Annotated in this window: 22 protein-coding genes; 12 read left to right on the plus strand and 10 right to left on the minus strand. The window is 67.3% G+C overall.

Annotation, left to right across the window (positions count from 1 at the left end; translation table 11 throughout):
• Window positions 1-157: 157 nt before the first annotated feature.
• Together AAIO73_RS17165 and AAIO73_RS17170 are read right to left on the minus strand one after the other, a co-directional pair.
• Window positions 158-2,323 (minus strand): primosomal protein N', encoded by a 2,166-nt coding sequence (locus AAIO73_RS17165; protein WP_345879641.1) that lies wholly within the window; start codon window positions 2,321-2,323, stop codon window positions 158-160.
• Window positions 2,324-2,392: 69 nt separating this feature from the next.
• Window positions 2,393-4,510: a TonB-dependent receptor gene (locus AAIO73_RS17170; protein WP_345879642.1), complete on the minus strand. Its 2,118-nt coding sequence runs from the start codon at window positions 4,508-4,510 to the stop codon at window positions 2,393-2,395.
• A 341-nt stretch (window positions 4,511-4,851) separates the two neighbouring features.
• On the opposite strand from AAIO73_RS17170, the gene AAIO73_RS17175 reads away from it, so the two are divergent.
• From AAIO73_RS17175 to AAIO73_RS17200, 6 genes are all read left to right on the plus strand, one after another.
• Entirely contained in the window at window positions 4,852-5,691 is an 840-nt protein-coding gene (locus AAIO73_RS17175) for a class I SAM-dependent methyltransferase (RefSeq protein WP_345879644.1), read from the plus strand.
• Between the two features lie 59 nt (window positions 5,692-5,750).
• On the plus strand, window positions 5,751-6,551 hold the full coding sequence (locus AAIO73_RS17180; RefSeq protein WP_345879645.1) for an IclR family transcriptional regulator: 801 nt from the start codon (window positions 5,751-5,753) through the stop codon (window positions 6,549-6,551).
• A 217-nt stretch (window positions 6,552-6,768) separates the two neighbouring features.
• Window positions 6,769-8,049, plus strand: coding sequence for an L-fuconate dehydratase (locus tag AAIO73_RS17185; RefSeq protein ID WP_345879647.1), 1,281 nt, complete (start codon window positions 6,769-6,771; stop codon window positions 8,047-8,049).
• A 174-nt stretch (window positions 8,050-8,223) separates the two neighbouring features.
• Entirely contained in the window at window positions 8,224-9,435 is a 1,212-nt protein-coding gene (locus tag AAIO73_RS17190; RefSeq protein WP_345879715.1) for an efflux RND transporter periplasmic adaptor subunit, read from the plus strand.
• A 3-nt stretch (window positions 9,436-9,438) separates the two neighbouring features.
• Window positions 9,439-12,642 carry an efflux RND transporter permease subunit gene (locus AAIO73_RS17195; RefSeq protein WP_345879649.1) on the plus strand — a complete coding sequence of 1,068 codons (3,204 nt, stop codon included), beginning with the start codon at window positions 9,439-9,441 and terminating at the stop codon, window positions 12,640-12,642.
• Window positions 12,639-14,177, plus strand: coding sequence for an efflux transporter outer membrane subunit (locus tag AAIO73_RS17200; RefSeq protein WP_345879650.1), 1,539 nt, complete (start codon window positions 12,639-12,641; stop codon window positions 14,175-14,177). Before AAIO73_RS17195 ends, AAIO73_RS17200 begins: the two co-directional genes overlap by 4 nt.
• Window positions 14,178-14,360: 183 nt before the next feature.
• Here the strand turns inward: AAIO73_RS17200 and AAIO73_RS17205 are convergent, their stop codons facing one another.
• The gene (locus AAIO73_RS17205; protein WP_345879653.1) at window positions 14,361-14,804 is read right to left on the minus strand and encodes a hypothetical protein; all 444 of its coding nucleotides are present in this window, start codon (window positions 14,802-14,804) and stop codon (window positions 14,361-14,363) included.
• Between the two features lie 49 nt (window positions 14,805-14,853).
• The gene (locus AAIO73_RS17210; protein WP_345879655.1) at window positions 14,854-15,564 is read right to left on the minus strand and encodes a hypothetical protein; all 711 of its coding nucleotides are present in this window, start codon (window positions 15,562-15,564) and stop codon (window positions 14,854-14,856) included.
• Window positions 15,565-15,688: 124 nt separating this feature from the next.
• Between AAIO73_RS17210 and AAIO73_RS17215 the strand changes: the two genes are divergently transcribed.
• Entirely contained in the window at window positions 15,689-15,910 is a 222-nt protein-coding gene (locus AAIO73_RS17215) for a hypothetical protein (RefSeq protein WP_345879657.1), read from the plus strand.
• Window positions 15,911-15,914: 4 nt separating this feature from the next.
• The gene (rarD, locus tag AAIO73_RS17220) at window positions 15,915-16,817 is read left to right on the plus strand and encodes an EamA family transporter RarD (RefSeq protein ID WP_345879660.1); all 903 of its coding nucleotides are present in this window, start codon (window positions 15,915-15,917) and stop codon (window positions 16,815-16,817) included.
• Window positions 16,818-16,821: 4 nt separating this feature from the next.
• Here the strand turns inward: rarD and AAIO73_RS17225 are convergent, their stop codons facing one another.
• Together AAIO73_RS17225 and AAIO73_RS17230 are read right to left on the minus strand one after the other, a co-directional pair.
• Entirely contained in the window at window positions 16,822-17,385 is a 564-nt protein-coding gene (locus AAIO73_RS17225) for a glycine zipper 2TM domain-containing protein (protein ID WP_345879662.1), read from the minus strand.
• 92 nt (window positions 17,386-17,477) lie between these two features.
• Window positions 17,478-18,302, minus strand: a complete 825-nt coding sequence (locus AAIO73_RS17230; protein WP_345879664.1) for a class I mannose-6-phosphate isomerase — start codon at window positions 18,300-18,302, stop codon at window positions 17,478-17,480.
• Between the two features lie 128 nt (window positions 18,303-18,430).
• On the opposite strand from AAIO73_RS17230, the gene bamD reads away from it, so the two are divergent.
• From bamD to AAIO73_RS17245, 3 genes are all read left to right on the plus strand, one after another.
• On the plus strand, window positions 18,431-19,438 hold the full coding sequence (bamD, locus tag AAIO73_RS17235; protein WP_345879665.1) for an outer membrane protein assembly factor BamD: 1,008 nt from the start codon (window positions 18,431-18,433) through the stop codon (window positions 19,436-19,438).
• Window positions 19,439-19,799: 361 nt separating this feature from the next.
• Window positions 19,800-21,464, plus strand: a complete 1,665-nt coding sequence (recN, locus tag AAIO73_RS17240) for a DNA repair protein RecN (RefSeq protein WP_345879667.1) — start codon at window positions 19,800-19,802, stop codon at window positions 21,462-21,464.
• On the plus strand, window positions 21,461-21,790 hold the full coding sequence (locus AAIO73_RS17245; protein WP_345879669.1) for a hypothetical protein: 330 nt from the start codon (window positions 21,461-21,463) through the stop codon (window positions 21,788-21,790). The genes recN and AAIO73_RS17245 overlap by 4 nt, the downstream gene beginning before the upstream one ends.
• A gap of 239 nt (window positions 21,791-22,029) precedes the next feature.
• On the opposite strand, the gene AAIO73_RS17250 is transcribed toward AAIO73_RS17245, so the two are convergent.
• Window positions 22,030-22,389 carry a hypothetical protein gene (locus tag AAIO73_RS17250; protein WP_345879671.1) on the minus strand — a complete coding sequence of 120 codons (360 nt, stop codon included), beginning with the start codon at window positions 22,387-22,389 and terminating at the stop codon, window positions 22,030-22,032.
• 411 nt (window positions 22,390-22,800) lie between these two features.
• The gene (locus tag AAIO73_RS17255) at window positions 22,801-23,445 is read right to left on the minus strand and encodes a DNA-3-methyladenine glycosylase family protein (protein WP_345879673.1); all 645 of its coding nucleotides are present in this window, start codon (window positions 23,443-23,445) and stop codon (window positions 22,801-22,803) included.
• A gap of 59 nt (window positions 23,446-23,504) precedes the next feature.
• On the opposite strand from AAIO73_RS17255, the gene AAIO73_RS17260 reads away from it, so the two are divergent.
• A complete protein-coding gene (locus AAIO73_RS17260; RefSeq protein ID WP_345879675.1) occupies window positions 23,505-23,822 on the plus strand; it encodes a 2Fe-2S iron-sulfur cluster-binding protein in 318 nt (105 codons plus the stop codon).
• A gap of 351 nt (window positions 23,823-24,173) precedes the next feature.
• Here AAIO73_RS17260 and rlmB read toward each other — a convergent pair whose 3' ends face one another.
• Both rlmB and AAIO73_RS17270 read right to left on the minus strand, forming a co-directional pair.
• Window positions 24,174-24,920, minus strand: a complete 747-nt coding sequence (gene rlmB / locus AAIO73_RS17265; protein ID WP_242119221.1) for a 23S rRNA (guanosine(2251)-2'-O)-methyltransferase RlmB — start codon at window positions 24,918-24,920, stop codon at window positions 24,174-24,176.
• 1 nt (window position 24,921) lies between these two features.
• Window positions 24,922-26,517 (minus strand): M20/M25/M40 family metallo-hydrolase, encoded by a 1,596-nt coding sequence (locus tag AAIO73_RS17270; RefSeq protein WP_345879678.1) that lies wholly within the window; start codon window positions 26,515-26,517, stop codon window positions 24,922-24,924.
• Window positions 26,518-26,643 lie beyond the last annotated feature (126 nt).

Genomic DNA, 26,643 nt, shown 5'->3' on the forward strand with positions numbered 1-26,643 from the left:
CATCGCCCTACGGGCGACCGCTGACGCGGCGGGGTGATTTCGGCACGGGGCAGCGTTGCTTCGTCGGTCACGATGCTTCGGCATCGCTCCCTCCTTGCGCCTCGCCCCGAACCAAAATCACCTCCGTGCCGGTGATCCAACCTGATCGGAAACCGCTCTAAACGAAACTGTACGGATCGACGTCGACCGCGACGCGGACCTTCGGTCCCCATTCGACGCCGTCCAGCCAGTCGCGCAGCACGTCCTGCACGTCGAGCGCGCGGGTGGCGTGGACCAGCAGGCGGAAACGATGCCGGCCGCGCAACATCGCCAGCGGGGCGGGGGCGGGACCATAGACATGGCAACCATCGACCTGCGGCGCGGCGCGGCCGATCGCGCGGGCGGTCGCCTCCGCCGCACCCTTGTCCTCCGACGACACGATGATCGCGGCATAGCGGCCGAAGGGCGGCACCTCGGCCTCGCGCCGCGCTTCGGTCTCGGCGGCATAGAAGCTGTCGGCATCGCCCGAGATCAGCGCCTGCATCACCGAAGCATTGGGCTGGGTCGTCTGGATATAGACATGGCCGGGCTTGGTCCCGCGTCCGGCCCGCCCCGCGACCTGCGCGATCTGTTGAAAGGTGCGTTCGGACGCGCGCAGGTCACCGCCCTGCAACCCGAGATCGGCATCGATCACCCCGACACAGGTCAGGTTGGGAAAATGATAGCCCTTGGTCACCAGTTGCGTGCCGACGACGATGTCGATGTCGCCCGCCTCCATGCGGCCGACGAACTCGGCCGCCTTGGCCGGGGACCAGATCGTGTCGGAAGTGACGATGGCGATCTTCGCGGTCGGCCACAAAGCGGCGGCTTCGTCGGCGATGCGCTCAACACCGGGACCGCAGGCGACCAGCGCGTCCTCCGCCTGGCATTCGGGGCAGGCGCGCGGGGTGGGGATGACATGGCCGCAATGATGGCAGGACAGCCGGTGGATCAGCCGGTGCTCGACCATCCACGCGGTGCAATTGGGGCATTGGAAGCGATGCCCGCATGACCGGCACAAGGTCAGCGGGGCATAGCCGCGTCGGTTGAGGAACAGCAAAGCCTGTTCGCGGCGCGCGAGCGTCTCGTCGATCGCCTTGACCAAAGGCGCCGCGATCCAGCGCCCGCGCTCGGGCGGTTGTTCGATCAGGTCGATCGCCTCGATCGTCGGCAGCTGCGCCTTGCCATAGCGGCCGGGCAGCTTGACCTCGGTATAGCGGCCCTGCGCCACCTGTTGCCGGGTTTCGATCGCGGGTGTGGCGCTGGCGAGGATTACCGGGCATTTCTCGAACAGTCCGCGCATCACCGCCACGTCGCGGGCGTGATAATGCACGCCCTCTTCCTGCTTGAAGCTGGTTTCGTGCGCTTCGTCGACGACGATCAGCCCGAGATCGGCATAGGGCAGGAACAGCGCCGAGCGCGCCCCGACCACGACCTTCGCCTGTCCGCTGGCGATCGCGCGCCATGCCCGGCGGCGCTGCGTCGATCGCAGGTCGCTGTGCCATGGCACCGGCTCGCAGCCGAAGCGCGCGGTGAAGCGTTTCAGGAACGGTTCGGTCAGCGCGATTTCGGGCAGCAGCACCAGCACCTGCCGGTTTTGGCGGATTGCTGCCGCCACCGCTTCGAAATAGACCTCGGTCTTGCCCGATCCGGTGACGCCGTCGAGCAGGAAGGGGTGGAAGGCGTCGGCCTCGACCGCCTCCGTCAGCATGTCCGCCGCCGCGCGCTGGTCGGCGGACAGTTCGGGGCGGTGATGGTCGGGATCGGGGATGGCATAGGGCTGGTCGATGTCGACCGACACCGCCTCAATCGCGCCCAGTTTCACCAGCCCGCGGATCACCGCGTCGGACACGTCGGCGATGGCGGCCAGTTCGCGGACCAGCCCGCGCCGCTCGCCGATCCGCTCCAGCGCCTGTTGCCGCTGCGGGGTCATGCGGTCGGGCACCTCGCCGGTCGCGCGGTATTCGATGGCGAGCTTCGCCCCCTCCAGCGCGGAGTTCGACGCGAGGCACATGCGCAGCACCGATGCCGGGGCGGCCAGATAATAGCCCGCCGTCCATTCGACCAGCCGGCGCAAGGGCGCGGCGATCGGCGGCACGTCGGCGACGCCCAGCAACGGGCGCAGGCGATTGTCGCCGACCTCTTCGGTCGCCAGCCGCTCGGCGTCCCAAACCACCCCCAGCAATTGGCGCGGCCCCAACGGGGCGGTGACGATCGAGCCGGGCTCGACGGCCATGCCGTGCGGCACGCGGTAGTCGAGCGGCCCGAGCGCGGCATTGAGCAGGAGAACGCGGGCGCGGGACATGGCGCGCTAGATAGGGTGGGCGGGGGCGGATGGAAATCCATCACGCCCCGCCCGCAAGCGGGGAGGCGGTTACAGAGCCAGCCGCGCGGTCACCCGGATGTCGCGCCCGGCGAGCGGCGCATAGTCCTTCAGGAAGCTCGCATGGCGGCGCGCCTCGACGTCGAAGAGGTTGTTCGCCGACACCATCAGCGTCGTTTTGCTGTCACGACCGAACGGCCGCAATGAGACCGAGGCGTTGACCATCGTATAGGCCGGCGTCGTCGTCTCCAGATCGGCGACGCGGTCCTGTGCGGTCACATGTTCGACCTCGCCGCGCAGCTGCACCAGCCGGCCCTGCGCTTCGACGCCGCCCAGCACGCGTAGCGGCGGGATGCGCGGGGCGGGGCCGCGATCGACGATCGTCGCGCGGGTATAGTCGGCAAGGCCGTCGAGGTTGATCGCGGTCTCGCCGATCTTCGCCAGCCGCGCCGACGCCTCCGCCTCGAAGCCCCATAGCCGCGCATCGGCCTGTTGATACTGGAACACCGGCAGTTCGTCCTGCTCGGCACCGGTCGGATTCTCGTAGATGAAGTTGCGGAACCAGTTGTGATAGGCCGACAGGCCGAAGCTGTAGCCGTCGCCCGACCCCTTCAGCGTCGCTTCGAGACCGTCGCTGATTTCCTTGGCAAAGCCCGGATTGCCGATCTCGAACGCCTGGGTGCCGGCGTGCGGGCCGTTGGCGAACAGTTCCTCGGCCGAAGGCGCGCGTTCGGTATGGCTGGCGTTCAGCCCGAAGCGGACATTGTCGGCCAGCCCGACACTGGCGCCGAGCGAGCCGGAGAAGCTGTCGAAGCGACGGCGGATATTGTCGTTGCCCAGATCGATATCGGCCGCGGCACGGGCGGTGGAATATTCGTAGCGGCCGCCCGCCTCGGCCCGGAACGCGCCCAGATCGAACGACTGGAGCGTGAACAGGCCGAATTGCTGCGTCTCGCTCTTGGGAATGAATTTCTCTTCGCCGACGATGTTCAGGTCGCGGATATACATCTGCCCGCCGAACGCACCGCGCCATGCGCCCTGTGCCGCCTGCACCGCCTCGACGCGCGCTTCCAGCCCGCGATTGTAGAAGCTGGTGCCGATCTCGCCGGTGTCCTCGATCTCGTCATGACGATAATTGGCGATGCCGCCGCGCACGCGCAGCTTTTCGACGAAGCCGTCGCCGGTATTCACCTCGGCACGCATGTCGGCGCGCGTTTGGCGGACGTGCAGCGTCACCTGTTCGTGGCCGTGGCCCTCTTCCTCGCCCTCCGCTTCGCCTTCATGGTCGTGGTCGGCGACGTCGAACCGTTCGGGCACGCCATAGCGATTGTCGAGATGGCTGACCGAAAAGCCGAGATTGCCGGTGTCGGTCACGATCGCGGCACCGCCGGCCACTTCCCACATCCGTGACTGCGAATTGGGCAGCCGCCCGCGCAGGTCGGCGAGTTCGCGCACCTCCGCCTCGTCGCTCGCCGCCGCCTGTTCGCGCAACGGCCGCGACAGCAGATAGCCGCCGGTCCGCAGATCGTCGGTCTGACCGAAGGTGCCATCAAGGTGGAACACGACCTTGTCGGTCACCGGCACATCGACCGCCGCCGCGCCGCTCCGCTCGTTGGCGGCAGTGCCATAGGTACCGATCGCATCGACATGGATCGGTTCGGTCGGCACCCGGCGCGGGATGCGGCTGTCGATGACGTTCACCACGCCGCCGATCGCCGACGACCCGAACAGCAGCGCCGACGGCCCGCGCAGCACCTCGATCCGGTCGGCGGTCAGCGGGTTGATCGCGACGGCATGGTCGACCGAGGTGTTCGATACGTCGAAGCTGCCGATGCCGTCGGTCAGCACGCGCACCCGTTCGCCCTGCAGGCCGCGCAACACCGGGCGTGACGCGTTGGGGCCGAAACTGGTCGCCGATACGCCCGGCTGGCGCGCCAGCGTCTCGCCGATGGTCGGGCGCAGTTCGCGGGTCAGTTCCTCGCCGCTCAGCACGCTGGTGCCCGACAGGATATCGGCCTGGTTGCGGGCATAGGGGGCGGTGATGATGATCTCGGGCGGGGCATCGCGATGATAGTCGTCGCCGGTCGCCGGCACGGGCGCACTCTGGGCAAAAGCGGCGGCGGGAAGGATCAGGGCGGCGCTCGACAACCACAGGGCGGCACGGACCATTTGCTACGACTCCGATGTACAGTGATCCGTGCCGCTACCGTAATATGATACAACGTATCAAGTGCTTTGTGCGATGCAGCGTTTTTGCAGCTTGGGGGCGGCGGACCGGCGTGCAGGTCGCCGGCACCCGCATTGCGCCGTTCCGAAGCAGGATTTGCTACACCTTATTGTGTATGGACTCTGTCGAACCCGCCTTTCTACTTGCCGAAACGTTTCAAGGCGGTTCGATGCAAAGTCCTGTGATATGTCCTACTTGTAAGGTCCGTGATTTTCGTTCCTATGGACAACGCCGTTACGGTCGTGATGCTATCGAACGGTCGCACGGCTGGACGAAGAACGCTTTGCGGATATTGTTCGAACGGTGGATTCCCGACGTAGCGGAGGCGCAGTTCGAATTCCTCGCGTGCAGCAATTGTGGCCTGATGATCTACGAACCCAGGCCGACCACGCAGGATATTGCGGACAAATATAGCTATGTTGGTGGTTTGGGTGACGCGACGCCCAGCAAGTCGGAACGCCCCGAACGAACGGCCCTGCGCGCCCGGCGGGTATTTGGCCTGATGTCGCGCCACCTTTCGCACGGGGCGCGGACGGCGCTTGATTTCGGCGGCGGGGACGGGCGCCTGCTGCAGAAATTCGTGGATCGGGGGTTCGATTGCGCCCTCGTCGACTATGCGGATCGTCCTGTTCCGGGGGTGCGCAAGATCGCCGATACCGAACGCGGCATCCCCCGCCAGGATCGCTACGACGCGATCCTGTGCAGCCACGTCGTCGAGCATCTGCCCGACCCGTTGGAAACGCTGCAGGAGCTTCGACGCTCGCTCGCGGCCGACGGCGTCCTGTATGTCGAGGTTCCTTATGAAATGTACCGGCAATTGCCGGCAAGGTCCGAACCGGTGACCCATGTGAATTTCTTCACCCCCGCCAGCTTGCACAATCTGTTGCAAGCCGCCGGCTATGATGTCGTTCGTTGCGAGATTGACCTGTATCCCCATCCCAAGGGGCATTGGAGCCTGTGCGTCGGCGCGATCGCGACATCGGGCAACGGTCGGTCGCAACGTCGGGCCGATGGTCTGGAAGCGCTTGACCGGGCTATCGCTCCGTCGCGGGGGCGCCGGCTTGCCATTCGCGCCTTTCAGAAATTCTATCCGCGGATCGCGATGGCCCGCTACCGCATCTGACCGGACGCCGCCCCGGCATCGGCTTGCACGGCATCGCATTTGCGACGAAGGTCGTCGCCATGACCACCGACCCCGCCGACCCCGCCGCCGATACCGACGACGATCGCCGCTATCGCGCGCCTGCGCTCGAAAAGGGGCTGGATATCCTCGAACTGCTCGCGGGCTGCGCGACGCCGCTGACGTTGACGCAGATCGTGCAGCGGCTGGGGCGGTCGCATGGCGAATTGTTCCGGATGGTGCAGGTGCTCGAATATCGCGGCTACCTGACCACCGAAGCGGGGGGCGAAGGCTATAGCCTGAGCGATCGGCTGTTCTCGCTCGGCATGAACCAGCCGCGCACCCGCTATCTGATCGAGGTCGCGCTGCCCGAAATGCGGCGGCTGGCGCAAGAGACCGGGCAGTCGTGTCACGTCGCGGTGCATACCATGGGCGATATGGCGGTCGTCGCGCGGATGGAATCGGCCGAGCAACTCGGCTTCTCGGTGCGGGTCGGCTATCGGCGGCCACTGTTGCAGGTGGCGTCGGGCGCGGTGCTCTACGCCTTTCAGCCCGACGACGTCCGCGCTCGCTGGGAAAAGCTGCTCGACCCGCAGCCCGATGCCGACACGCTGGCCGCCTTTCGCGCCCATGCCGACGACGTTCGCCAGCGCGCGGTCGAACGCACCCCCAGCCGCTTCGTCAGCGGCGTGACCGACCTGTCGGCACCGATCCTGCGCGGTGGCGCGGCGGCGGCGGCATTGACCATGCCCTATCTGGCCAAGCTCGGCGAACCTGATGCGATCGATGCGGCGGCCATGGCGGTGCAGGCGGCGGCGGCGCGGATCTCGGCGCAACTGGTGGACGACGACCACCATCCCTGAGGGCGCTAGGGTCGATCGACATTCGGCAACCATCGTCAATCCACATCCCCTTCGTCGGGGGGATGGCGCCGGTGTTGCGTTCGGTCCGCTGCGAACACCCGCTTTCCGGTTGCAAGCGAAAATCTGTTCACATATGAAAACATCATCGGCACCCGATAGGAGGTGACCGGGACGGGGCGGATCGATCATCACCACCGATGCCCCATGGGGGCTGCGCATGACGATCATCACCCGGCTATCGGTCCACGACATCCGGTTTCCGACCTCGACCTTCCTCGACGGGTCGGACGCGATGAACCCGGAGCCGGACTATTCGGCGGCCTATTGCATCCTCGAAACCGATACGCCGGGGCTGGAGGGGCACGGCCTGACCTTCACTATCGGGCGCGGCAACGACCTGTGCTGCGCGGCGATCGCGACGCTGGCGCCGCTGGTCGAGGGACTGTCGCTCGACGCGATCCGCAGCGACGGCGCGGGCTTCTGGCGGCGGATGACCGGTGACAGCCAATTGCGATGGGTCGGCCCGGAAAAGGGGATCATCCACCTTGCCACCGGCGCGGTCGTCAACGCGGTATGGGATCTGCTCGCCAAGGCGGCGGGCCTGCCGCTATGGGACTATATCGGATCGATGTCGGCCAGCGAGATCGTCGGGCTGATCGACTTCCGCTACATGACCGACTGCATCACCCCGGAAGAGGCGGTCGCGCTGCTCGAGGAACGTGCGATCGGCAAGGCGGAGCGGCGCGCCACGCTGCTGGCGGAGGGCTATCCGGCCTATACGACGTCGCCGGGCTGGCTCGGCTATTCGGATGAGAAGCTGGTTCGCCTGTGCCGCGAGGCGGTGGCCGACGGCTTCACCCACATCAAGCTGAAGGTCGGCGGCGATCCCGAGAACGACCGGCGCCGCGTGGCATTGGCGCGCGAGACGATCGGGCCGGACATCGACCTGATGATCGACGCCAATCAGGTGTGGGAAGTGTCCGACGCCATCGCCCGCGTCAACGCGCTCGCCTTCGCCAAGCCCCGCTTCATCGAGGAGCCTACCTCGCCCGACGATGTCGAGGGACATCGCGCGATCCGCGAAGGGGTGCGGCCGGTGCAGGTCGCGACCGGCGAGATGTGCCAGAACCGCATCGTCTTCAAACAGTTCATCATGCGCCACGCACTCGACGTGGTGCAGATCGACGCGTGCCGGCTGGGCGGGGTGAACGAAGTGCTGGCGGTGCTGCTGATGGCCGCCCGCTTCAACCTTGCCGTGTGGCCGCATGCCGGGGGCGTGGGGCTGTGCGAATATGTCCAGCATCTGTCGATGATCGACTATCTGTGCTTTTCGGGCGTGAAGCACGACCGCGCCGCCGAGTTCGTCGACCATCTGCACGAACATTTCGTCGACCCGTGCATCGTCGAGAAGGGCGCGTATCGCGCGCCGACCCGGCCGGGCTATTCGATCGAGATGAAGCGCGCGTCGATGGATGCGCATCGGTGGTATCCTGCCTGAGCACCCCTGCCCGACGAAAGAGCGGAGGCACGCCCCGCGACAAATTGCGACAACTCGCGCATTGCGTCGCTTGACGTCGGGCGTATGAAAACGGTTCACGAAACTTTCGGGTGTCCGGCCGGTTATGCGGCCGGCGCATCCGCGCCGTATCCCGTCGTAAAGGTTGCCGCCTTGATCCGATCCGCGTCGTCGCGTGCTCGCCCGTGCCTGTTGCTACTGTCCTCCGCCCTGCTCCTGTCGAGTTGCGGGGGCGGTGCGGCGGAGGAGAAGGGTAAGAACGGCAAGGGCAATCAGGGCCCGGCCCAGGTCGGCTTCGTCGTGGTCCAGCCGACCAGCGTCGCCCAGACCGCCGACCTTGCCGCGCGGGTCGTCGCCTTCCAGCAATCCGAAGTCCGCCCGCAAGTCGCCGGTATCATCCGCCGCCGCTTCTTTACCGAAGGGGCGTTGGTCCGTGCCGGACAAACCCTCTACCAGATCGACCCGCGCCTTTATCGCGCACAGGCCAACGAAGCGGTCGCGAACCTGAACAGCGCACAGGCCAATGCCGAGGCGACGCGGGTGCGCGCGGAACGCTTCCGCCCGCTGGCCGAGATCGAGGCGGTGAGCCGCCAGGACTATACCGACGCCGCCGCACAGGCGCGTCAGGCCGCGGCCGCCGTCGAACAGAGCCGCGCCCAGCTCGAAACCGCCCGCGTCAACCTGTCCTTCACCAACGTTCCCGCGCCGATCACCGGGCGGATCGGGCGCAGCTATTTCACCGAAGGCGCGCTGGTCACCACCAACCAGACCGATCCGCTGGCGGTGATCCAGCGGCTCGACCCGATCTTCGTCGATATCCAGCAATCGGCCGCCGACCTGCTGGCGCTGCGTCGGCAGCTGGCAAGCGGCGGGGCGGTGCCCGCATCGGCGGCGGTGCGCCTGACCCTCGAGGACGGCAGCGATTTCGGCCAGACCGGCACCGTCCAGTTCGCCGAGGTGATGGTCAATGCCCAGACCGGCACGGTGACGCTGCGCGCGCGCTTCCCCAATCCGCAGGGAATATTGCTGCCCGGCATGTTCGTCCGCGCCAAGTTCGCGCAGGCGATCGACCAGCGCGCGATCCTCGTGCCGCAACAGGCGGTGAAGCGCGATCCTAGGGGCCAAGCGACCGTCTTCGTCGTCGGCCCGAACGATACCGCCGTGCAGAAGACGGTGCAGGCCGACCGGACGCAGGGCCAGTTCTGGGTCGTGACCGGCGGCCTCAACCCCGGCGACAAGGTTATTACGCAGGGGACCGCGAACCTGCGCCCGAACGCGAAGATCAAGCCGGTGCCGGCGAACGTGCCACAACGGATCGCCCCCAAACCCGCCGGCGACACCGCGTCCGCGCCTGCCAAGGGCGGATAAGCCATGTCCCGCATCTTCATCGACCGCCCGATCTTCGCATGGGTGATCGCGATCATCACCATGCTGGCCGGGCTGGGCGCGATCCTGTCGCTGCCGATCGCGCAATATCCCGACGTCGCCCCGCCACAGGTCAATATTCGCGCGACCTATCCGGGCGCCAATGCCGAGACGATCCAGAATTCGGTGACGCAGATCATCGAACAGCAGCTGACCGGCATCGACGGCCTGCTCTATTTCAGCTCGCAAAGTTCGTCGCGCGGACAGGTGACGATCAGCGCGACGTTCGACAAGGGCGTCGACCCCGACATCGCGCAGGTGCAGGTTCAGAATCAGGTGCAGCAAGCCCTGTCGCGCTTGCCGCAACAGGTCCAGCAACAGGGCATTCGCGTCACCAAGTCGAACCCCGACTTCCTGATGATCGTCGGCATCTATGACGAAACCGACCAGCGCACCAATGGCGACGTGTCGGACTATATGGAGGCGAACCTCGTCGAGCCGCTGGCGCGGATCAACGGCGTCGGCGAAACCAACGTGTTCGGGTCGCAATATGCGATGCGCATCTGGCTCGATCCGGCGAAGCTCGCGTCCTTCTCGCTGATGCCCGGCGACGTCATCACCGCGATCCAGAACCAGAATACCGAAGTCGCCGCGGGCGAACTCGGCGGCCAGCCCTCCGGCCCCGAACAGCAATTGAACGCGACCGTCACCGCCCAGTCGCGGCTGCAGACCCCGGCGCAGTTCCGCGCGATCATCCTGAAGACGCTGCCCGACGGATCGACCGTCCGCCTGTCCGACGTCGGGCGGATCGAACTGGGCCAGGAAAACTATGCGGCGCTGAGCCGGGTCAACGCCCATCCCGGCGCCGGCCTCGCAATCAGCCTCGCCCCGGGTGCCGACGCGTTGGAAACCGCCGAGCTGGTCAAGGCCGAGGTCGAGCGGCAATCGGCCAACTTTCCTGCCGGCCTGACCTATGCCTATGCCAACGACACCACCGCCTTCATCGAGCTGTCGATCGAGGAAGTGGTCAAGACGCTGGTCGAGGCGGTCATCCTCGTCGTCATCGTCATGTTCGTGTTCCTGCAAAGCTGGCGCGCGACGCTGATCCCGACGATCGCGGTGCCGGTCGTGCTGCTTGGGACCTTCGGCGTCTTCTATCTCGCCGGCTTCTCGATCAACACGCTGACCCTGTTCGGCCTCGTCCTCGCCATCGGCCTGCTGGTCGACGACGCGATCGTCGTCGTCGAGAATGTCGAGCGGTTGATGGAGGAGAATCCCGACCTCACCCCGCGCGAAGCCACCATCCAGTCGATGGAGGAGATCCAGGTCGCGCTGATCGCGATCGGTATCGTCCTGTCGGCGGTGTTCCTGCCCATGGCGTTTTTTGGCGGGTCGACCGGCGTCATCTACCGCCAGTTTTCGGTGACGATCGTCGCGGCGATGATCCTGTCGGTGCTGGTCGCGCTGATCCTGTCGCCCGCGCTCACCGCGACGCTGCTCAAGCAGAAGAAGCGCGGCGAGGACGGCAGTCTGGAGGGCGGCTGGCTGGAGCGCAAATTCCCGCGCGTCGCCCATGTCGGCGAACGGCTGCGCAACGGCTTCAACACCCGGTTCGATCGCGGGGTCGAGAAGTACGAACGCGGCGTCGTCCATGTCATCGACCGCAAATGGCTGTACCTGCTGCTCTATGCGGCGGTGCTCGCGATCCTCGTGCTGCTGTTCGTCCGCCTGCCGACCAGCTTCCTGCCGACCGAGGATCAGGGCGCGGCGCAGATCCGCTTCCAGTTGCCCGCCGGCTCGACGCGCGGCCGTACCGAGGAGGTGCAGCGCTCGGTCGAACAATATCTGCTGACTCATGAGAAGAACAATATCCGCACGATCCTGACCGTCGCCGGCGGGGGCGGTGGCACCTCGGGTCAGAATACCGGGCAAGGCTTCATCAACTTCACCGACTGGGCCGATCGCAAGGGCAAGGAAAATGGCGCCGACGCGATCGTCGACCGTGCCTCGTCCGCCTTCCGCAACTTCCGCGATGCACAGGTCTTCGCGCTGCTGCCCGCCGCCATCCGCGGGCTGGGGCAGTCGAACGGTTTCACCATGGAGTTGCAGAATGCCAGCGGTATGAGCGCGGCGCAGTTCGCCGAGGCGCGCGACAAGCTGCTCGCCGCCGCCAACGCCGATCCGATGCTGACCGGCGTGCGCCTGTCCGAACTGCCCGACATCGCGACGCTGAACGTCGATATCGACCAACAACGTCTGTCGACGCTGGGACTGAGCCAGGGCGACGTCAACAACACGCTGTCGACCGCATGGGGCGGGCGCTATGTCAACGACTTCATCGATCGCGGTCGGGTGAAGCGCGTGTTCGTACAGGGCGACGCGCCCTATCGCAGCGAACCCGGCGACCTGTCGCAATGGTTCGTGCGCGGGTCGAACGGACAGATGGTGCCCTTCTCCTCCTTCTCGCGCACCGGCTGGACCGTCGCGCCGACCACCCTGTCGCGGTTCCAGGGCCTGCCCTCGTTCGAATTTCAGGGACAGGCGGCGCGCGGCGTCAGCTCGGGCGAGGCGATGGACCGCATCGCCGAACTCGCCGGACAGATTCCGGGCACCAGCGTCGCATGGGCCGGGCTGTCGTTTCAGGAACGGCTGTCGTCGGGACAGGCGCCCTTGCTCTACGGCCTGTCGATCCTCGTCGTGTTCCTCTGCCTTGCCGCGCTCTATGAAAGCTGGTCGATCCCGATCGCGGTGCTGCTGGTCATTCCGCTCGGCCTGATCGGCGCGATCGCATTCGTCACGCTGCGTGGCCTGGAAAATGACGTCTATCTCCAGATCGGGTTGCTGACGACGATGGGCCTGGCCGCCAAGAACGCGATCCTGATGATCGAATTCGCCGAACAGGCCGAGAAGAAGGGCGCGCGCGTCATCGATGCCGCGCTGGAGGCGGCGCGCATCCGGCTGCGCCCGATTCTGATGACGTCGCTTGCCTTCATCTTCGGCGTGTTGCCGCTCGCCATCTCGACCGGGGCGGGTGCCAACAGCCGCATCGCCATCGGCACGGCGGTGATCGGCGGCATGTTCACCGCGACGGTGCTGGCGATCTTCTACATCCCGCTATTCTTCGTGCTGGTCCGGCGCGGCGTGCGCGACGGCCTTGCCAAGCTGCGCGGCCGTAAGGCGACGGACAAGCAGGCGGAGGCGTCGGCATGAAGCGGTTGACCCTCGCGCTGCCGGCGCTGCTGCTGGCCGGCTGTTCGATGACCCCGGCCTATGAACGGCCGCAGGCGGTGGTGCCGCTGTCCTGGCCGGTCGGCGACGCCTATCTGCGGCAGAGCGAGGCGACGCTGCCCGCGCTGACCTTCGAACAGGTGTTCACCGATCCGCGGCTGCGCACGCTGGTCGGGCAGGCGCTGGTCAATAACCGTGACCTGCGCATCGCCGCCGCCAATATCCGCGCGGCGCGCGCACAATATCGCATCCAGCGTGCCGACCTTTTGCCGCAGGTCGATGCATCGGGCCGTTACAGCTATCGCGGCACCGGCAACGGCGCGACCACGACGACCATTCCCGGCACCGGAACGGGAACCGGCGGCACCGGAACGGGGACCGGCAATGGCGGCACCGGCACCGGCACCGGCGGGACGATCGTCACCAGCAGCCGGTCGCCGAGCAGCTTCTCGCTCGATCTCGGCGCGACCGCGTTCGAAATCGACCTGTTCGGCCGCATCCGCTCGCTGACCGAGGCCGAACAGAATCGCTATTTCGCGACCGAAGCCGGCGCGCGCGCGACCCGCCTGACGCTGGTCGGCGACATTGCCGAGGCATGGGCGGCGTACGGCGCCGACCGCAGCCTGATGGCGATATCCGAAGCGACGGCGGCGAGCGCCCGGCGCAGCGTCACCCTGACCCGCGCGCGGCTACAGGGCGGCGTCGCCCCGCGCACCGATCTGCGTCAGGCCGAACAGATCCTCGCGACCGCCGAAAGCGACCTCGCCGAACAGCGCACGCAATTGGCACAGGATATCAACGCGCTGCAATTGCTGGTCGGAGCGCCGATCGATCCGGCGTTGCTGCCCGCATCGATCGACCGCGTGCTGCCGACCATCGCCAACCTGCCGGCGGGTGTCGATTCGAGCATCTTGCTGCGGCGGCCCGATGTGGTGCAGGCCGAATATGAACTGCTCGCCGCCAATGCCGATATCGGTGCGGCGCGCGCGGCGCTGTTCCCGCGCCTGTCGCTGACCGGGCTGGTCGGCTTCGCCAGCGATGCGCTGCGTACGCTCTTCACCGGCGGTGCGTTCAACTATTCGGTCGCCCCCTCGCTCAGCTACCCGATCTTCCGCGCCGGGGCGGGCCGGGCCGGGGTGGAATTCAGCCAGGCACAGCGCGACGCACTGCTCGCGACCTATGAACGCACCATCCAGTCGGCGTTCCGCGAAGTGTCGGACGCGCTCGCCCGGCAGGGGACGATCACCGAACAGACCCGCGCCGACCGCGCCAACCTCGATGCGGCACAGGACACGTTCCGCTTGACCGAGGCGCGCTATCGCGGCGGCATCGACACCTTCCTGTCCAGCCTCGATGCGCAGCGTTCCTATTACACCGCGCAACGCCGGCTGGTCGCGACGCAGCTGGTAGCGGCGACGAACCGGGTGACTTTGTACCGGACGCTGGGCGGCGACTCGCTGCTGGAGGCGGGACCGGACGGGCCGGTGCCGGTGCCGGTGGGTACGCCCGTTCCCTGAACCGATATACCGTCGACGTACCCCGGCGAAGGCCGGGGCCCAGTTGGGGGACGCCGATGGCATGCGGGAAAGCCTGCCCAACTGGACCCCGGCCTCCGCCGGGGTACGGTAGGACTACGGGATGCTTGGGACCGTTGCGAGCCTCCCGCCTGTTCAAATGACGAGTGGGAATGCGTGCGGCCATCACGCCGCCAGCCAGACCCCCGCCGGCCCATCATCGTTCGCCGCCTTCCGCGCCGCGCGCACCCGCCGCGTCCGCCGGCTACGCCCTCTCGGCAGCCACCGCGCGACCCACAGCCGCACCGCCGTCCCGCGCACCGCGCCCGCCACCGCGAAGGCCGCCAGCATCGCATCGAGATACGCCGCGACATCGATCACCGCCAAAACGCCGGCCAACTCGGGCGCACCCAATGCCGACACGACAAGCATGTCGCCACCCATCCACAGCACCGTGCCGGTCGCCGCTGACACGATCAGAAACAACAGCCAATGCCCCGGCGTCAGCGCGGCGAGCTTTCGCGCCGCCGGCACGACCAGCACCGCCGCCAACGCGCGCGCCAGGGGTAGCTCCGGCCACCACCGCAAGATGGCGATACAGGCAATCAGAACGGCACCGACGATCAGCATATATTCCCCCTCCGTAACGACATGGGAAGCCGGCCGACGCGTGTAAAGATCAGCCGCCGTCGACGATCAGATCGACCGATGTGCCCTGTCCCTCAGGCGACAGGAACACCGCGTAGGCCGCATTGCCGCGCGTCCCGCCCAGCACATGCTGGTCGCCATCGGCCTGATGCTCGGTTGAATAGCCGCCCTTGGTCGCGCGGGTATAATACCAGTCGACCATGCGCCTGACCGGCTGCGCGATCACGAAGCTGACCACCCGCAACCGGCAACCATCGGCATCGGTCCACGCCGCTTCGGTCACCCGCGCATCGGGATGCAGCGCGAAGGCGGCGGGCAACCGGTTGGCCCAGCCCGCCGAATAGCCGACCTTGCTCGCGCATTGCCGGTTGCCGCTGCGCTGCACGCTGGCCAGTTCGCCCAGCGTCAGCGCCTCGCGTCCGCCCTTGCACGACGGACAGGCGCCCGGCGCGGGGGCCGATTGCAGCGTTTCCTCCGTCGCCGCGCTGCCCGCCGCGACGGTCGGGGCGGGGGCGGCGGCGCTGTACGGACGGTCGGGCGGGCGGACCGCGTCGCCATTGGCCTGTGACGTCAGCGTCGGATCGACCATGATCTGGTCCTGCAACGCCGCGGTCACCGCTGGATCGGTCGCATTCGCCTGGGCAAGTTGTGCGTCGAGTGTGTCGAGGCCGTTGTCGGGCGCAGTCGCGCCGCCGCATCCGCCCAACAGCAACAGGATCGCGAGGGGCAGGGCACGAATCATCGACTTGCGGCTCCGGTGGTCGGTCGGCGGCAACCGTTAGGGCGCGCGCCTTAAGATTCCATCGTACCGTAAAAAACCATTGCTGCCATTGCTCGACGGCGGACGGGGGGCCATGTCCTGTCCCATGCTGAACATATTCTCGATCCTGATCGGCCTTGTCGCACTGGTGCTGGCCATCCCGGCATTGATCCCGTTCATCTCGCTGATGAACTGGATCGTGTTCCCGATCGCGCTGGTCGGCTTCGTCGTCGGGCTGTTGTCGTCGAAGACGTCGGGCCGCAACCTGAACCTCATCATCCTGATCGTCAGCGGCCTGCGCCTCTTCCTGACCGGCGGCCTGATCTGACGACATGAGCGAGGGGGTGGACCGGCAGGGGCTGGCGTTCGGCGTCGGCGCCTATGTCCTGTGGGGCTTGCTGCCCCTGTATTTCCGGCTGTTGGGGCCGATCGACGCGGGCGAGATCGTCGCGCAGCGCGTGCTGTGGTCGGCGCTGCTGGTCGCGGGCATCGTCATCGCGGCCCGGCGCGGCGCGCTGCTGCGCGCGGCGTTCACTGACCCGAAGGCGCTGGCCAATCTGGTCGCCAGCGCCGGCTTCATCGCGATCAACTGGCTGGTCTATGTCTGGGCGGTGCTGCACGGGCAGGTGCTGGCCGCCAGCCTCGCCTATTTCCTCAACCCGCTGCTCAACGTTCTGCTCGGCGTCGTCCTGCTCGGCGAGCGCATGAACCGGACGCAGGGACTTGCGGTGGCGCTGGCCGGGGCGGGCGTGGCGCTGTTCGCCTTCGGATCGTCATGGATCGCGCTCGGTATCAGCCTCAGCCTCGCGATCAGCTTCGCGCTCTACGGCCTGATCCGCAAGACGGTGTCGGTCGGTGCGCTCGAAGGGTTGATGGTCGAAACCACGCTGCTCGCCCCCGTCGCGCTCGGCTATCTGCTATGGCTGGGCAGCAAACAGCCAATGGCGTTCGAACAGGGGCCGGGCATGGCGGGCCTACTGGTGCTGGCCGGTGCGGTGACCACCGCGCCGCTACTGCTGTTTTCCGCTGCCGCGCGCCGCCTTCGCCTCGCGACGATGGGCATGTTGCAATTCATCGCCCCGTCGCTGCAATTCCTGCTGGCGATCGCGGTGTTCGGCGAGACGCTGACGCCGACCCGGCTGGCCTGTTTCGGCCTGATCTGGGCCGGCCTCGCCGTCTATATCATCGGCGGGCGTCGGCCGGGGCGGCGCTCCACCGCCCCGGCCACCCGCTAACGGATCAGCGGCAGACCACCTGTCCGCGATCGACCGACCGGCCGAGCAGCGCACCCGCACCGCCACCGATCAGCGTGCCGAGCAGCCGCGAATCACCGCCCGCAATCACATTACCGAGCACACCGCCGCCGAGGCCGCCGATGATGAGGCCGGTCGTGCCGTCACTGCGCCGGCAATAATAGCGGCTGTCCTGCCCGCGATAGATGCGGTCGTTGCGGGTCAGCGCGCGGGTCCGGTAATATTGGCCGTCGCGATAATAGCGGTCGGCATAATAGCGGTTCCGGCCCGGTTCGAACCGATTGTAGTCATAGTTGCGATAGCCGCGCCAATCGCGCTGGTTCTGGCGCAAGTCGCGGCGCGCGTCGCGCACGTCGCGGCGATATTCGTTCTCGGCGCGGCGCAGGTCGCGGCGGTCGTCGGCCCGGCGGACGTCGCGGCGGTAATCGCGGCGCGCATCGCGCAGGTCTTCGCGATATTCCTGGCGGGGGGTCTGCGCCATCGCCGGTGCGGCGGCGATGGTCGGCAGAGCAATCGCCGCGACCAGCGTGGCAAGGATCGGGGTACGCATCTTACTTCTCCACTCCGTGAGGATGGCAAGTAGAACGGCGTGCCCCGGTCCAAGTTGCGTGAACGGAAAACTACGTTCCGTTCACTTTTGGGTCAGCTATATTTCTCGCCCGGATAGGCGAACAACAGGTCGGCATCTTCTCCCGACCGAACGGTAACTTGCCCTTCGAAGGTCAGGCAATCGCCCGCCGCCCAAGCGACGCCGTCGGCGCTGCCCGATCCGGTAACCGGCACGAACCAGCCCTTGACGCCTGCGGGCACCGTCACCGTGCGCTCGCCGCCGGTCCAGCGTTCCAGCACGAATTTCGGCCCGTCGACCAGGATGCTGCGATCCTCGGCGATCTTGCCCGGTGCTTCGGGTGCCACGAACGGTCGCGCGTCCGACACCGCGACGCCGTCCTCCAGATGCAGTTCGCGCGGACGGCCATAATCGTACAGCCGGTACGTCGTTTCCGAATTCTGCTGAATCTCGATCAGCGTGATGCCGGCCCCGATCGCATGGACCGTGCCCGACTTGGCATAGAAGAAATCACCCGGCTTGACCGGCTTCCAGTCGAGCTTTTCCTCGATCGACCCGTCGAGCGCCGCGTCGCGCAGCTGTTCGGCGGTCATCGGTTCGAGCGTACCCAGCGCGATCGTCGAATCGGGTTCGGCGGCCAGCAGCGTCCAGCATTCGTCCTTGCCGCGCGGCAGCCCGCGCGCCTGCGCCTGACGATCGTCGGGATGGACCTGCACCGACAGTTTTTCCGACGTGAACAGGTACTTGACCAGCAGGTCGGGAGTGTCGTCACCCGGCGTCTTGTACCAGATTTCGCCGACCGGATCGCGGTCCGCCGGCTGGTCTTCGAAACCGAAGCCGAGGCTGTGGCGGCCCCATGGTTTTTCGACGCGGTGCATTTCGAGCTTGGTGACGGGCATGAACGCACTCCGATTGGGCGTTGAACAGGTCGCGGCTCCCATGCGCGAAACCCATGGTTAGCGCTACCCCTTACCCTCGCGCGAAAGGGACTGTTCGCGATACCCCTTGCACAGTAGAAGCGTCGCCCATGCGTACCGTATCGACCCGCGCATCCGCGCTCATCCTCGTTGCTCTCGCCGGCGTCGGCCTTTCCGCCTGTGCCCGTGGCGGCGCGGGGGCCGGCCGCGACCTGCCCTATGTCGCCCGCGACGTGGGCACGCTCTACACCGCCGCCAAGAGCAGGCTCGACCGCCAGCAGTACAAGGTCGCCGCCGCCCTGTTCGACGAGGTGGAGCGCCAGCACCCCTATTCGATCTGGGCGCGCCGTGCACAGCTGATGGGCGCGTTCAGCTATTATCTCGACGGCGACTATACCAAGGCGATCGCCGGGGCGCAGCGCTTCCTGTCGGTCCATCCGGGCAACCGCGACGCGCCCTATGCCTATTATCTGATCGCGCTCTCCTATTACGAGCAGATCAGCGACGTGACCCGCGACCAGAAGATCACGATGCAGGCGATGGACGCGCTGGGCGAACTCTCGCGCCGCTATCCCAACACCGCCTATGCCGCCGATGCCCGGCTGAAGCTCGACCTCGTGCGCGATCACCTCGCTGGCAAGGAGATGGAGATCGGCCGCTTCTATCAGCAGCGCGGCCAGTGGCTGGGCGCGGCGATGCGCTTCCGCGCGGTCATCGACCAGTATCAGACGACGACCCACGCGCCGGAGGCGCTGATGCGCCTGACCGAAACCTATCTGGCGCTGGGCGTGCCCGAAGAGGCGAAGAAGTCGGCGGCAGTGCTCGGCGCCAACTATCCGGGCACCGACTGGTATCAGCGCGCCTATGACCTCATCAAGGACAAGAGTCCGCCGCCGCCCAAGCCGATCCCGGTCACCTATGCCAAGCCCGCCCCGCCGCCGGTCGGCACGGTGACGGTCGAACCGGCCGAGGACACGCCCGAAGCGACGCTCAACCCCGCCGGCGCGCCGACCCCGCCCGCCACCACGCCGCCCCCGGTCACCGGATCGCCGACCGGCCCGACCGACGGCACCACCACCGGCGGTTCGGGCGGATCGGTCGGCAATCCGGGCAACTGAGGCGACGTTTCGCTGCGTCCTGCTAGTATTCGGCCGGCATCGGGCGAGGGACGTATCGTTCCGAAAACAGCCGGTTGGTACCCCGGCGAAGGCCGGGGTCCAGTCGGGAAGGCCTTTCGGTAAGTTGCCGACCTCCCCCAACTGGGCCCCGGCCTTCGCCGGGGTACGGTAGGAAGCGCAGCCGGCGTCGGCAAAGGATTGGTTGCCGCGGGAACGGGAGTTCTCGTCGAACATCCTGTTTGATTGCGGCGGGATCGCGCTCGTCCCCCGGCAGATCGGAACGGCCTCCACCCTCCAAAACCCGCGCCGCGCCACACGAAGGGGTTTGTTCTCCGGCTGTTCCGCGGGTAAGGAGAGCGCGATGCTGACGGCGCTTTCCATTCGTGACGTGGTGCTGATCGAGGCGCTCGACCTCGATTTCGCCGCCGGTCTCGGCGTGCTGACCGGGGAGACCGGCGCGGGCAAATCGATCCTGCTCGACGCGCTGGGCCTCGCACTCGGCGCGCGCGGCGATACCGCCTTGGTCCGCCATGGTGCCAAACAGGCGGCGGTGACCGCGATCTTCACCGCGCCCGCACCCGACGGCCCGGTCGCGCGGCTGTTCGACGATAACGGTCTCGACCTCGAACCCGGCGAGCCGCTCATCATCCGCCGCATCGTCAAGGCCGATGGCGGCAGCCGCGGCTTCGTCAACGACCAGCCGGCGTCCGCAGGATTGCTGCGCGACCTTGCCCCCTATCTGGTCGAGATTCACGGCCAACATGACGATCGCGGCCTGCTCAACCCGCGCGGCCACCGGGCGCTGCTCGACGGCTTCGGCCGGATCGACACCGCGCCACTGACCCGCACCTATCGCGACTGGCGCGACGCCGAAGCGGCGCTGGGCGTGGCGCTGGCCGAGATCGAGGTGGCGCAGCGCGACCGCGACTGGCTCGAACATGCCGTCGGCGAGTTGACCGCGCTCGCCCCCGAAGCGGGCGAGGAGGAGGCGCTCGCCGAACGCCGCCGTTCGATGCAACGCGCCGAAAAGGTCGCCGGCGACCTCACCCAGGTCGAGGAACGACTCGACGGTCCCAATGGCGCGCTGTCGGCGCTGCGACAGGCGGCGCGCGCGCTCGAACGCATTGCCGAAGCGCATCCCGCGCTCACCGAATCGCTCGCCGCCGTCGACCGCGCGCTGGTCGAGGCTGAGGCCGCCGAAATCGCGCTACGCGATGCCGCCGATGCGCTCGCCTTCGATGCGGGCGCGCTGGAGGAGGACGAGGCGCGGCTGTTCGCGCTGCGGGCGATGGCGCGCAAGCACCGGGTCCAGCCCGACGACCTCGCCACGCTTACCGGCGACCTCGCCGCCCGGCTGGCACTGCTCGAATCGGGCGAGGCCGGCATCGGCAAGCTGGAGGCGACGGTCGCGACCACCCGTGCCGCCTTCGTGAAGGAAGCCGATCGAGTCCACACCGCGCGCACCGAAGCGGCGACCCGCCTCGACGCCGCCGTCGCGGGCGAACTCGCGCCGCTGAAACTCGACGCCGCGCGCTTCCGCACCGTCGTTGCCGATCTCGATGAAGGGCAATGGTCGGCCTCGGGCCGCGACCGGGTGGAATTCGAAATCTCGACCAACCCCGGCGCCCCCTTCGCTCCGCTCGCCAAGATCGCGAGCGGCGGCGAATTGTCGCGCTTCATCCTCGCGCTGAAGGTCGCACTGGCCGAAGAGGGCGGGGCGGCGACGATGATCTTCGACGAGATCGATCGCGGCGTCGGCGGCGCGGTCGCCTCGGCGATCGGCGATCGCCTCGCACGCCTGTCGCGCGCGACGCAGCTGCTGGTCGTCACCCACAGCCCGCAGGTCGCGGCGCGGGGCGACCGCCACCTGCTGATCGCCAAAGCGCATGACGGCACCGTCACTCGCACCGGCGTGCGACCCCTGTCGAGCGACGAACGCCGCGAGGAAATCGCGCGGATGCTCTCGGGCGCCGAGATCACCGACGAGGCCCGCGCCCAGGCCCGGCGGCTGATCGAACCGGCATGACCGACCCGCCGCGCACGCCCGACGGCCGCTATATCGTGGTCGACGGCGTGCTATGGCGCGCGACGCGGCCGGACCTGTCCGATGCGGAGCGCGAACGGCTGGTCCACGACCTGATGGACGCCCGTCGGGCGGTGGGTGCGGGGAAGCGCGCGGGCGACGATGCGGCGGTGGCAGCGGCGCGCAAGGCGGTCGATGCAGCCAAGGTGGCTTTGGGTGAACGGGGGCCGGTCTGGTGGAACGACGGCGCACCCGACTATAACCGGCGCAAGGTCGGGAACACGCCCTATGCCGGCTGGTGGGCTACCCCCTCCGGTCGTTCCGAGTAGCTCGGCCCTGCTCGGCACGAAGGGTCAGCCTAATCGTGTCGACAACAGCTAGGCCCGTTCGTGCTGAGTAGGGGCTGAGCTTGTCGAAGACCCGTATCGAAGCATCTGTGGCACAAGTCCTTCGATACGCCATTTCGACAAGCTCAATGGCTACTCAGGACGAACGGATTAGCCTCTGTCATTACGCTTTAACCAGCACGCTGCATCAGGCCGCCAAAAGTCACGTAGCGTTTCCCGACCTACTCCCGGGTCGCATTCCAATTGAAAAGAAACTTGCGATGCTCGGCCCAGGTCTGCCCCTCGACCACCGCGCCGCGCAGGCAAGCGCTGCTGTGATACGGCCCGACGCCATCGCTTGTCCGGAAACTGACGCAGGTCCGTCCCCGATCGGTCTTCCACCGCCCGCTTTCGATCACACTGTCGTAAAAGCTCCCGGCGACCGATCCATCGGGTGCCAGCTGCAATTCCATGGTCTTGCGATACGGCTTGGCCGGATCGGTCGACAGATCGACGACCCAGCGCCCGCCCAGCGGGTTGGCCGGCTCGGCAGCGGTAAGCGGCGCGGCACAGACGATGGCGAGCAACAACATCCCATGCATGGCAGTTCCCCCGAAAGTCGGCGGCAGACTAACCCTGAAACCCGGTCTTGCCCATGCCCCACCACCGGCGTCTTTTCCCTCTCCGGGCGCGAGAGGGGGAGGGAGCGGCGCAGCCGCCGAAGGGTGAGGGCGACCGGAGATCGCCACGTTCGACGCCAGACCGGAACCGCTGTCCTACAGCCGCCCACCCTGTCATATGTGCCGCCACTCCTTGATAACCGCATTTGCTACTCGAACGCGGTAACGTCACGTGAAGCGCGCACGACGTGGCGAGCGTGAACTTTGTGAACTTATGCGGATTTTCGCTTTGTTTTCAGTGGTCCGCCGCGGGCGAAATCGGGGTTGGTCGCACCGCCGACCGGGTGCGGCTTGAAGCCTCGGTGCAGTCTTGCTGGACCTCAGGCGCCGCGCCTAGATCGCACTATTCTTGGCCGCCTGCGTCGCCGGGTCGAACATGTAATGGTGCCACGCAAACACCGTCGCGGCGCTGCGATGCGGGCGCCATTTCTCGGCGAGTTCGCGAATCGCCTTTTCGCTCGGCCGTTCGGGCAGGCCCAATATCCGTCCGATCTCGACCTGCACCGCCAGGTCGCCCGCCGGCCAGACATCGGTCCGCCCCTCGGCGAACAACAGGTAGATTTCGGCCGACCACCGTCCGATCCCCTTGATCCGCACCAGCTGCGCGATCGCTTCCTCGTCGTCGGCGGGCAGGTTGGCGAGGTCGAGCCGCCCGCTCAGCACTTCGTCGGCAAGGCTGCGGGCATAGCCGGTCTTCTGCCGCGACAGGCCGGCGGCGCGCAGCTCCTCGTCGCTGGTCGCCGCGATCCGCGTCGGGTCGGTGGCATCGCCCAGCGTCGCCTCCAGCTTCTTCCACACCGCATCAGCCGCCTTGTAGCTTACCTGCTGCCCGACGATGGTCCTGAGCAGCGTCGCATAGCCTCGCTCGCGGATGCGCGGCTCGGGATAGCCGGCATAGGCCAGCGCCGCCCCGAACGCCGGCTCGATCCGCGCCAGCGCGTCGAGCGAGCTGCGTAATTGTTCGGCGGAAAGCCCCATGACCGGTCCTTGAAAAGCTTCGGCCGTCCCGGCATGGGGCGGCGACAGGAGAATGCACGATGCCCAAGCTTACCGTCGTCACCCGCGCCGGGGAAGAACGAACCGTGGACGGCGAGGCCGGGCTCTCGGTCATGGAAGTGCTGAAGGTCAACGGCTTCGACGAACTGCTCGCGCTGTGCGGCGGCTGCTGTTCGTGCGCGACCTGCCATGTCTATGTCGACCCGGCGTTCCTCGACCGCCTGCCGCCGATGAGCGAGGACGAGGACGATCTGCTCGATGCGGTCGATGATCGGCGAGCGACGTCGCGGCTGTCATGTCAGCTTCCGTTTGAGGCGGGGCTGGATGGGCTCACCGTGACCATAGCGGACGAAGACTGAAGCCGCAGCGTGAACAAGCCGCTGGCGGGACATGCCCCGCCCGGCCGGCGGGCCATCGGCCCGTCCGACGTCATGGGCTTTGCCCATGACGGCCTGTTTATGGGGAACCCCGTTCTTGATACGGGCTCTCGACTACGCTCGATCCCTACTCGAACCGAACGGGGTGGGGGGGTTAGGGGCACGCCATTACCCCAAATCCGTTCAGTTCGAGCAGCTTCGAGCTTGTCGAGAAGCGTCCGTCGAGAACCCGGTTGCCCCCACAAGCCCGCCATGGGCAAAGCCCATGTCGTCGGACGGGGCGCTGCCCCGCCGGCCGGGCTAGACGGGGTGCGAATTAGCGCCGCTAATTCGTCAGCCCGCCGTCGCCACCGCATACAAGGCGATCGCCGCCGCATTCGACACGTTCAGGCTCTCCACCCGGTCCGAAATCGGCAGCTTGGCGAGGATGTCGCAATGCGCCTCGGTATTCTGCCGCATGCCTTCACCCTCGGCGCCCAGCACCAACGCAACGCGCTTCGGGCCCAGCGCCTGCGCCAGCGTCGTGTCGGTATGCCCGGTCAGCCCGACGCGCCAATATCCCGCCTCGCCCAGTTCGACCAGCGCCCGCGACAGGTTTACGACGCGCACCCACGGCACGCTCTCCAGCGCACCCGACGCCGAGCGCGCCACCACCCCCGATTCGGGCGGAGCATGGCGGTCCTGCGTCACGATGCCCAGCGCATCGAACGCCGCCGCCGATCGCAGGATCGCGCCGACATTATGCGGGTCGGTTACCTGATCGAGCAGCAGGATCGGCCGGTCGTCGTCGCGCCCCTGTTCGATCAGGTCCGCCAGCCAGATATCCTCCAGCGGATCGGCCTCGACCACGATCCCCTGGTGCGGCGCATCGGGCGGCACGAAGCGGGCGAGGTCGGCGGCCTCGGCGAACACCACCGGCACGCCTTCGGGCAGGACCAGCTGCGACCCCATTTCGCGCGTGCACCAGATCTTGCGGATCACCCGCTCGGGATTGTCGAGCGCGGCGAAGGCGGCATGCCGGCCCCAGAAGCGCGGACGCTGCGGCGAAGCCTTGCTGGGGCGGTGTCCTTTGCGGGCCATGTCAGTCTTTCTCAGGGATTGCGTAGGGGTCGGTGGCGACCGGCTGGGTGGGCAGGGGCGGACGCGGCAGCGGCCGTTCGGCATTGGCCGCGCTCAGCAGCAGCGACGCGAGAATGATCGCGTTCTGCCGCATGTCGGGGCCTTTCAGGTGATCGTAGGTATCGATGCTGCTATGGTGCAACCGGCTGCCATAGTCGAGCGGGTCCTGAATGAACTGATATCCCTGCAGGCCGACCGACTGGAAGAAATAGTGATCGGTCGATCCGGTCCGCCGGTTGGCGACGGTGGTCGCGCCCATCGATGCGAAGGGGCTGAGCCATTCGCGTAAGCTCGGTACGGCGGCAACGTTGTTCTCGGCATTGATCCCGCGAATCTTGCCCGACCCGTTGTCGATGTTGAAATACGCGGTCATCGCGTCATAGCCGGGCTTCTTCGTGATCGGGAAGCGGTTGGTCCAGCCATAGAAGCAGGCGAGGCCACCATCCTTGCCGCCCGCCGGTTCGGGCCGCGCCGCGATATGCCGCTCGACATAGGCGAGGCTGCCGAGCAGCCCCTGTTCCTCGGCATTCCACAGTGCAAAGCGGATCGTCCGCTTCGGTTTGACCTTCAGCGCCGACAGGATGCGCGCCGCCTCCATCACCACCGCGGTGCCCGCGGCATTGTCGGCGGCGCCGTCGCCCGCGACCCAGCTGTCGAAGTGCGCGCCGGCCATGACATAGCCGGCCTTGGGATCGGTGCCGGGCAGGTCGGCGATGATGTTATACGCCGTCGCGTCGCTATCATCGAAGCGAACCTGCGTATCGATCTCGAGCGTCGGCGCCGCCCCGCTGACCGACAGCCGGGCGAGGCGGCGATAATCCTCCGCCGCGATCTCGATCCCCGGCACGGCGGGCGCGACCGCGCGCGTGAACAGATAGCCCGATCCGTGCAGCAGCTTGCCGTCGCGCGACGACATCGTCGCCATCGCCACCGCACCCTCAGCCTTCAGAAACGCATCGAGCTTGCGCGCGAAGTCGAGCCGCTTCGCCCGGCGGTCGGTGTCGGCCGGATCATACACCGGCTCCTTCCAGCTATCGGCCTTGGCCAGATCCTCGCCGGTCAGGCGGCGGAACGGTGCCTCGCCCGGTTCCGATCCCTCGCCCGGCCGCGATACCATCACCACCTTGCCCGACAGCTTGCCGCGCCAGTCGGTGAAGTCGGCCTCCTCGGCGATCGGCGCGACGATCACCGGCGCGGTGATGCGGCCATTGGTGCCCGGCGTCCACGCGATCGGGATCGCGGTCAGCTGGATCGGCCGGGGCGTGACCATGCGGACGCTGGAGCGCTCGATCGTCCAGCCGCGACCGAACTCGAATCCTTCCTTGCTGACGCTCAATCCCCATTCGCGGAACTTGGCCTCGGTCCAGCGCTCGGCGTCGCGCATCGCCGGCGAATTGGGCAGGCGCGGACCGATCACGTCGGTCAGGTGCTGGGCGATCGGCATCACCTGCGTATGGCTGGTGCCTTCGTCGATGATGCGGTTCACGGCGTCGCGATCGACGCTTTGCGCCGCCAGCGGTGCGGCGATCAGGGTGGTTGCCAGCAGGATTGCGCGCAATTCGGGGTCCTCGCGTCGAAAAATATGTGCCGACGACGCTAAGTTGCCCGACAAAGTGGCGCAAGGCGTTGACAGCGCCGCCCGGGGACGGCAATGGGCGCGCTCGCTCGGACGGCCAGCCCGTCC

The sequence above is a fragment of the Sphingomonas epibiotica genome, assembly GCF_039615155.1.
In the GTDB taxonomy this organism is placed as follows: Bacteria; Pseudomonadota; Alphaproteobacteria; order Sphingomonadales; family Sphingomonadaceae; genus Sphingomonas.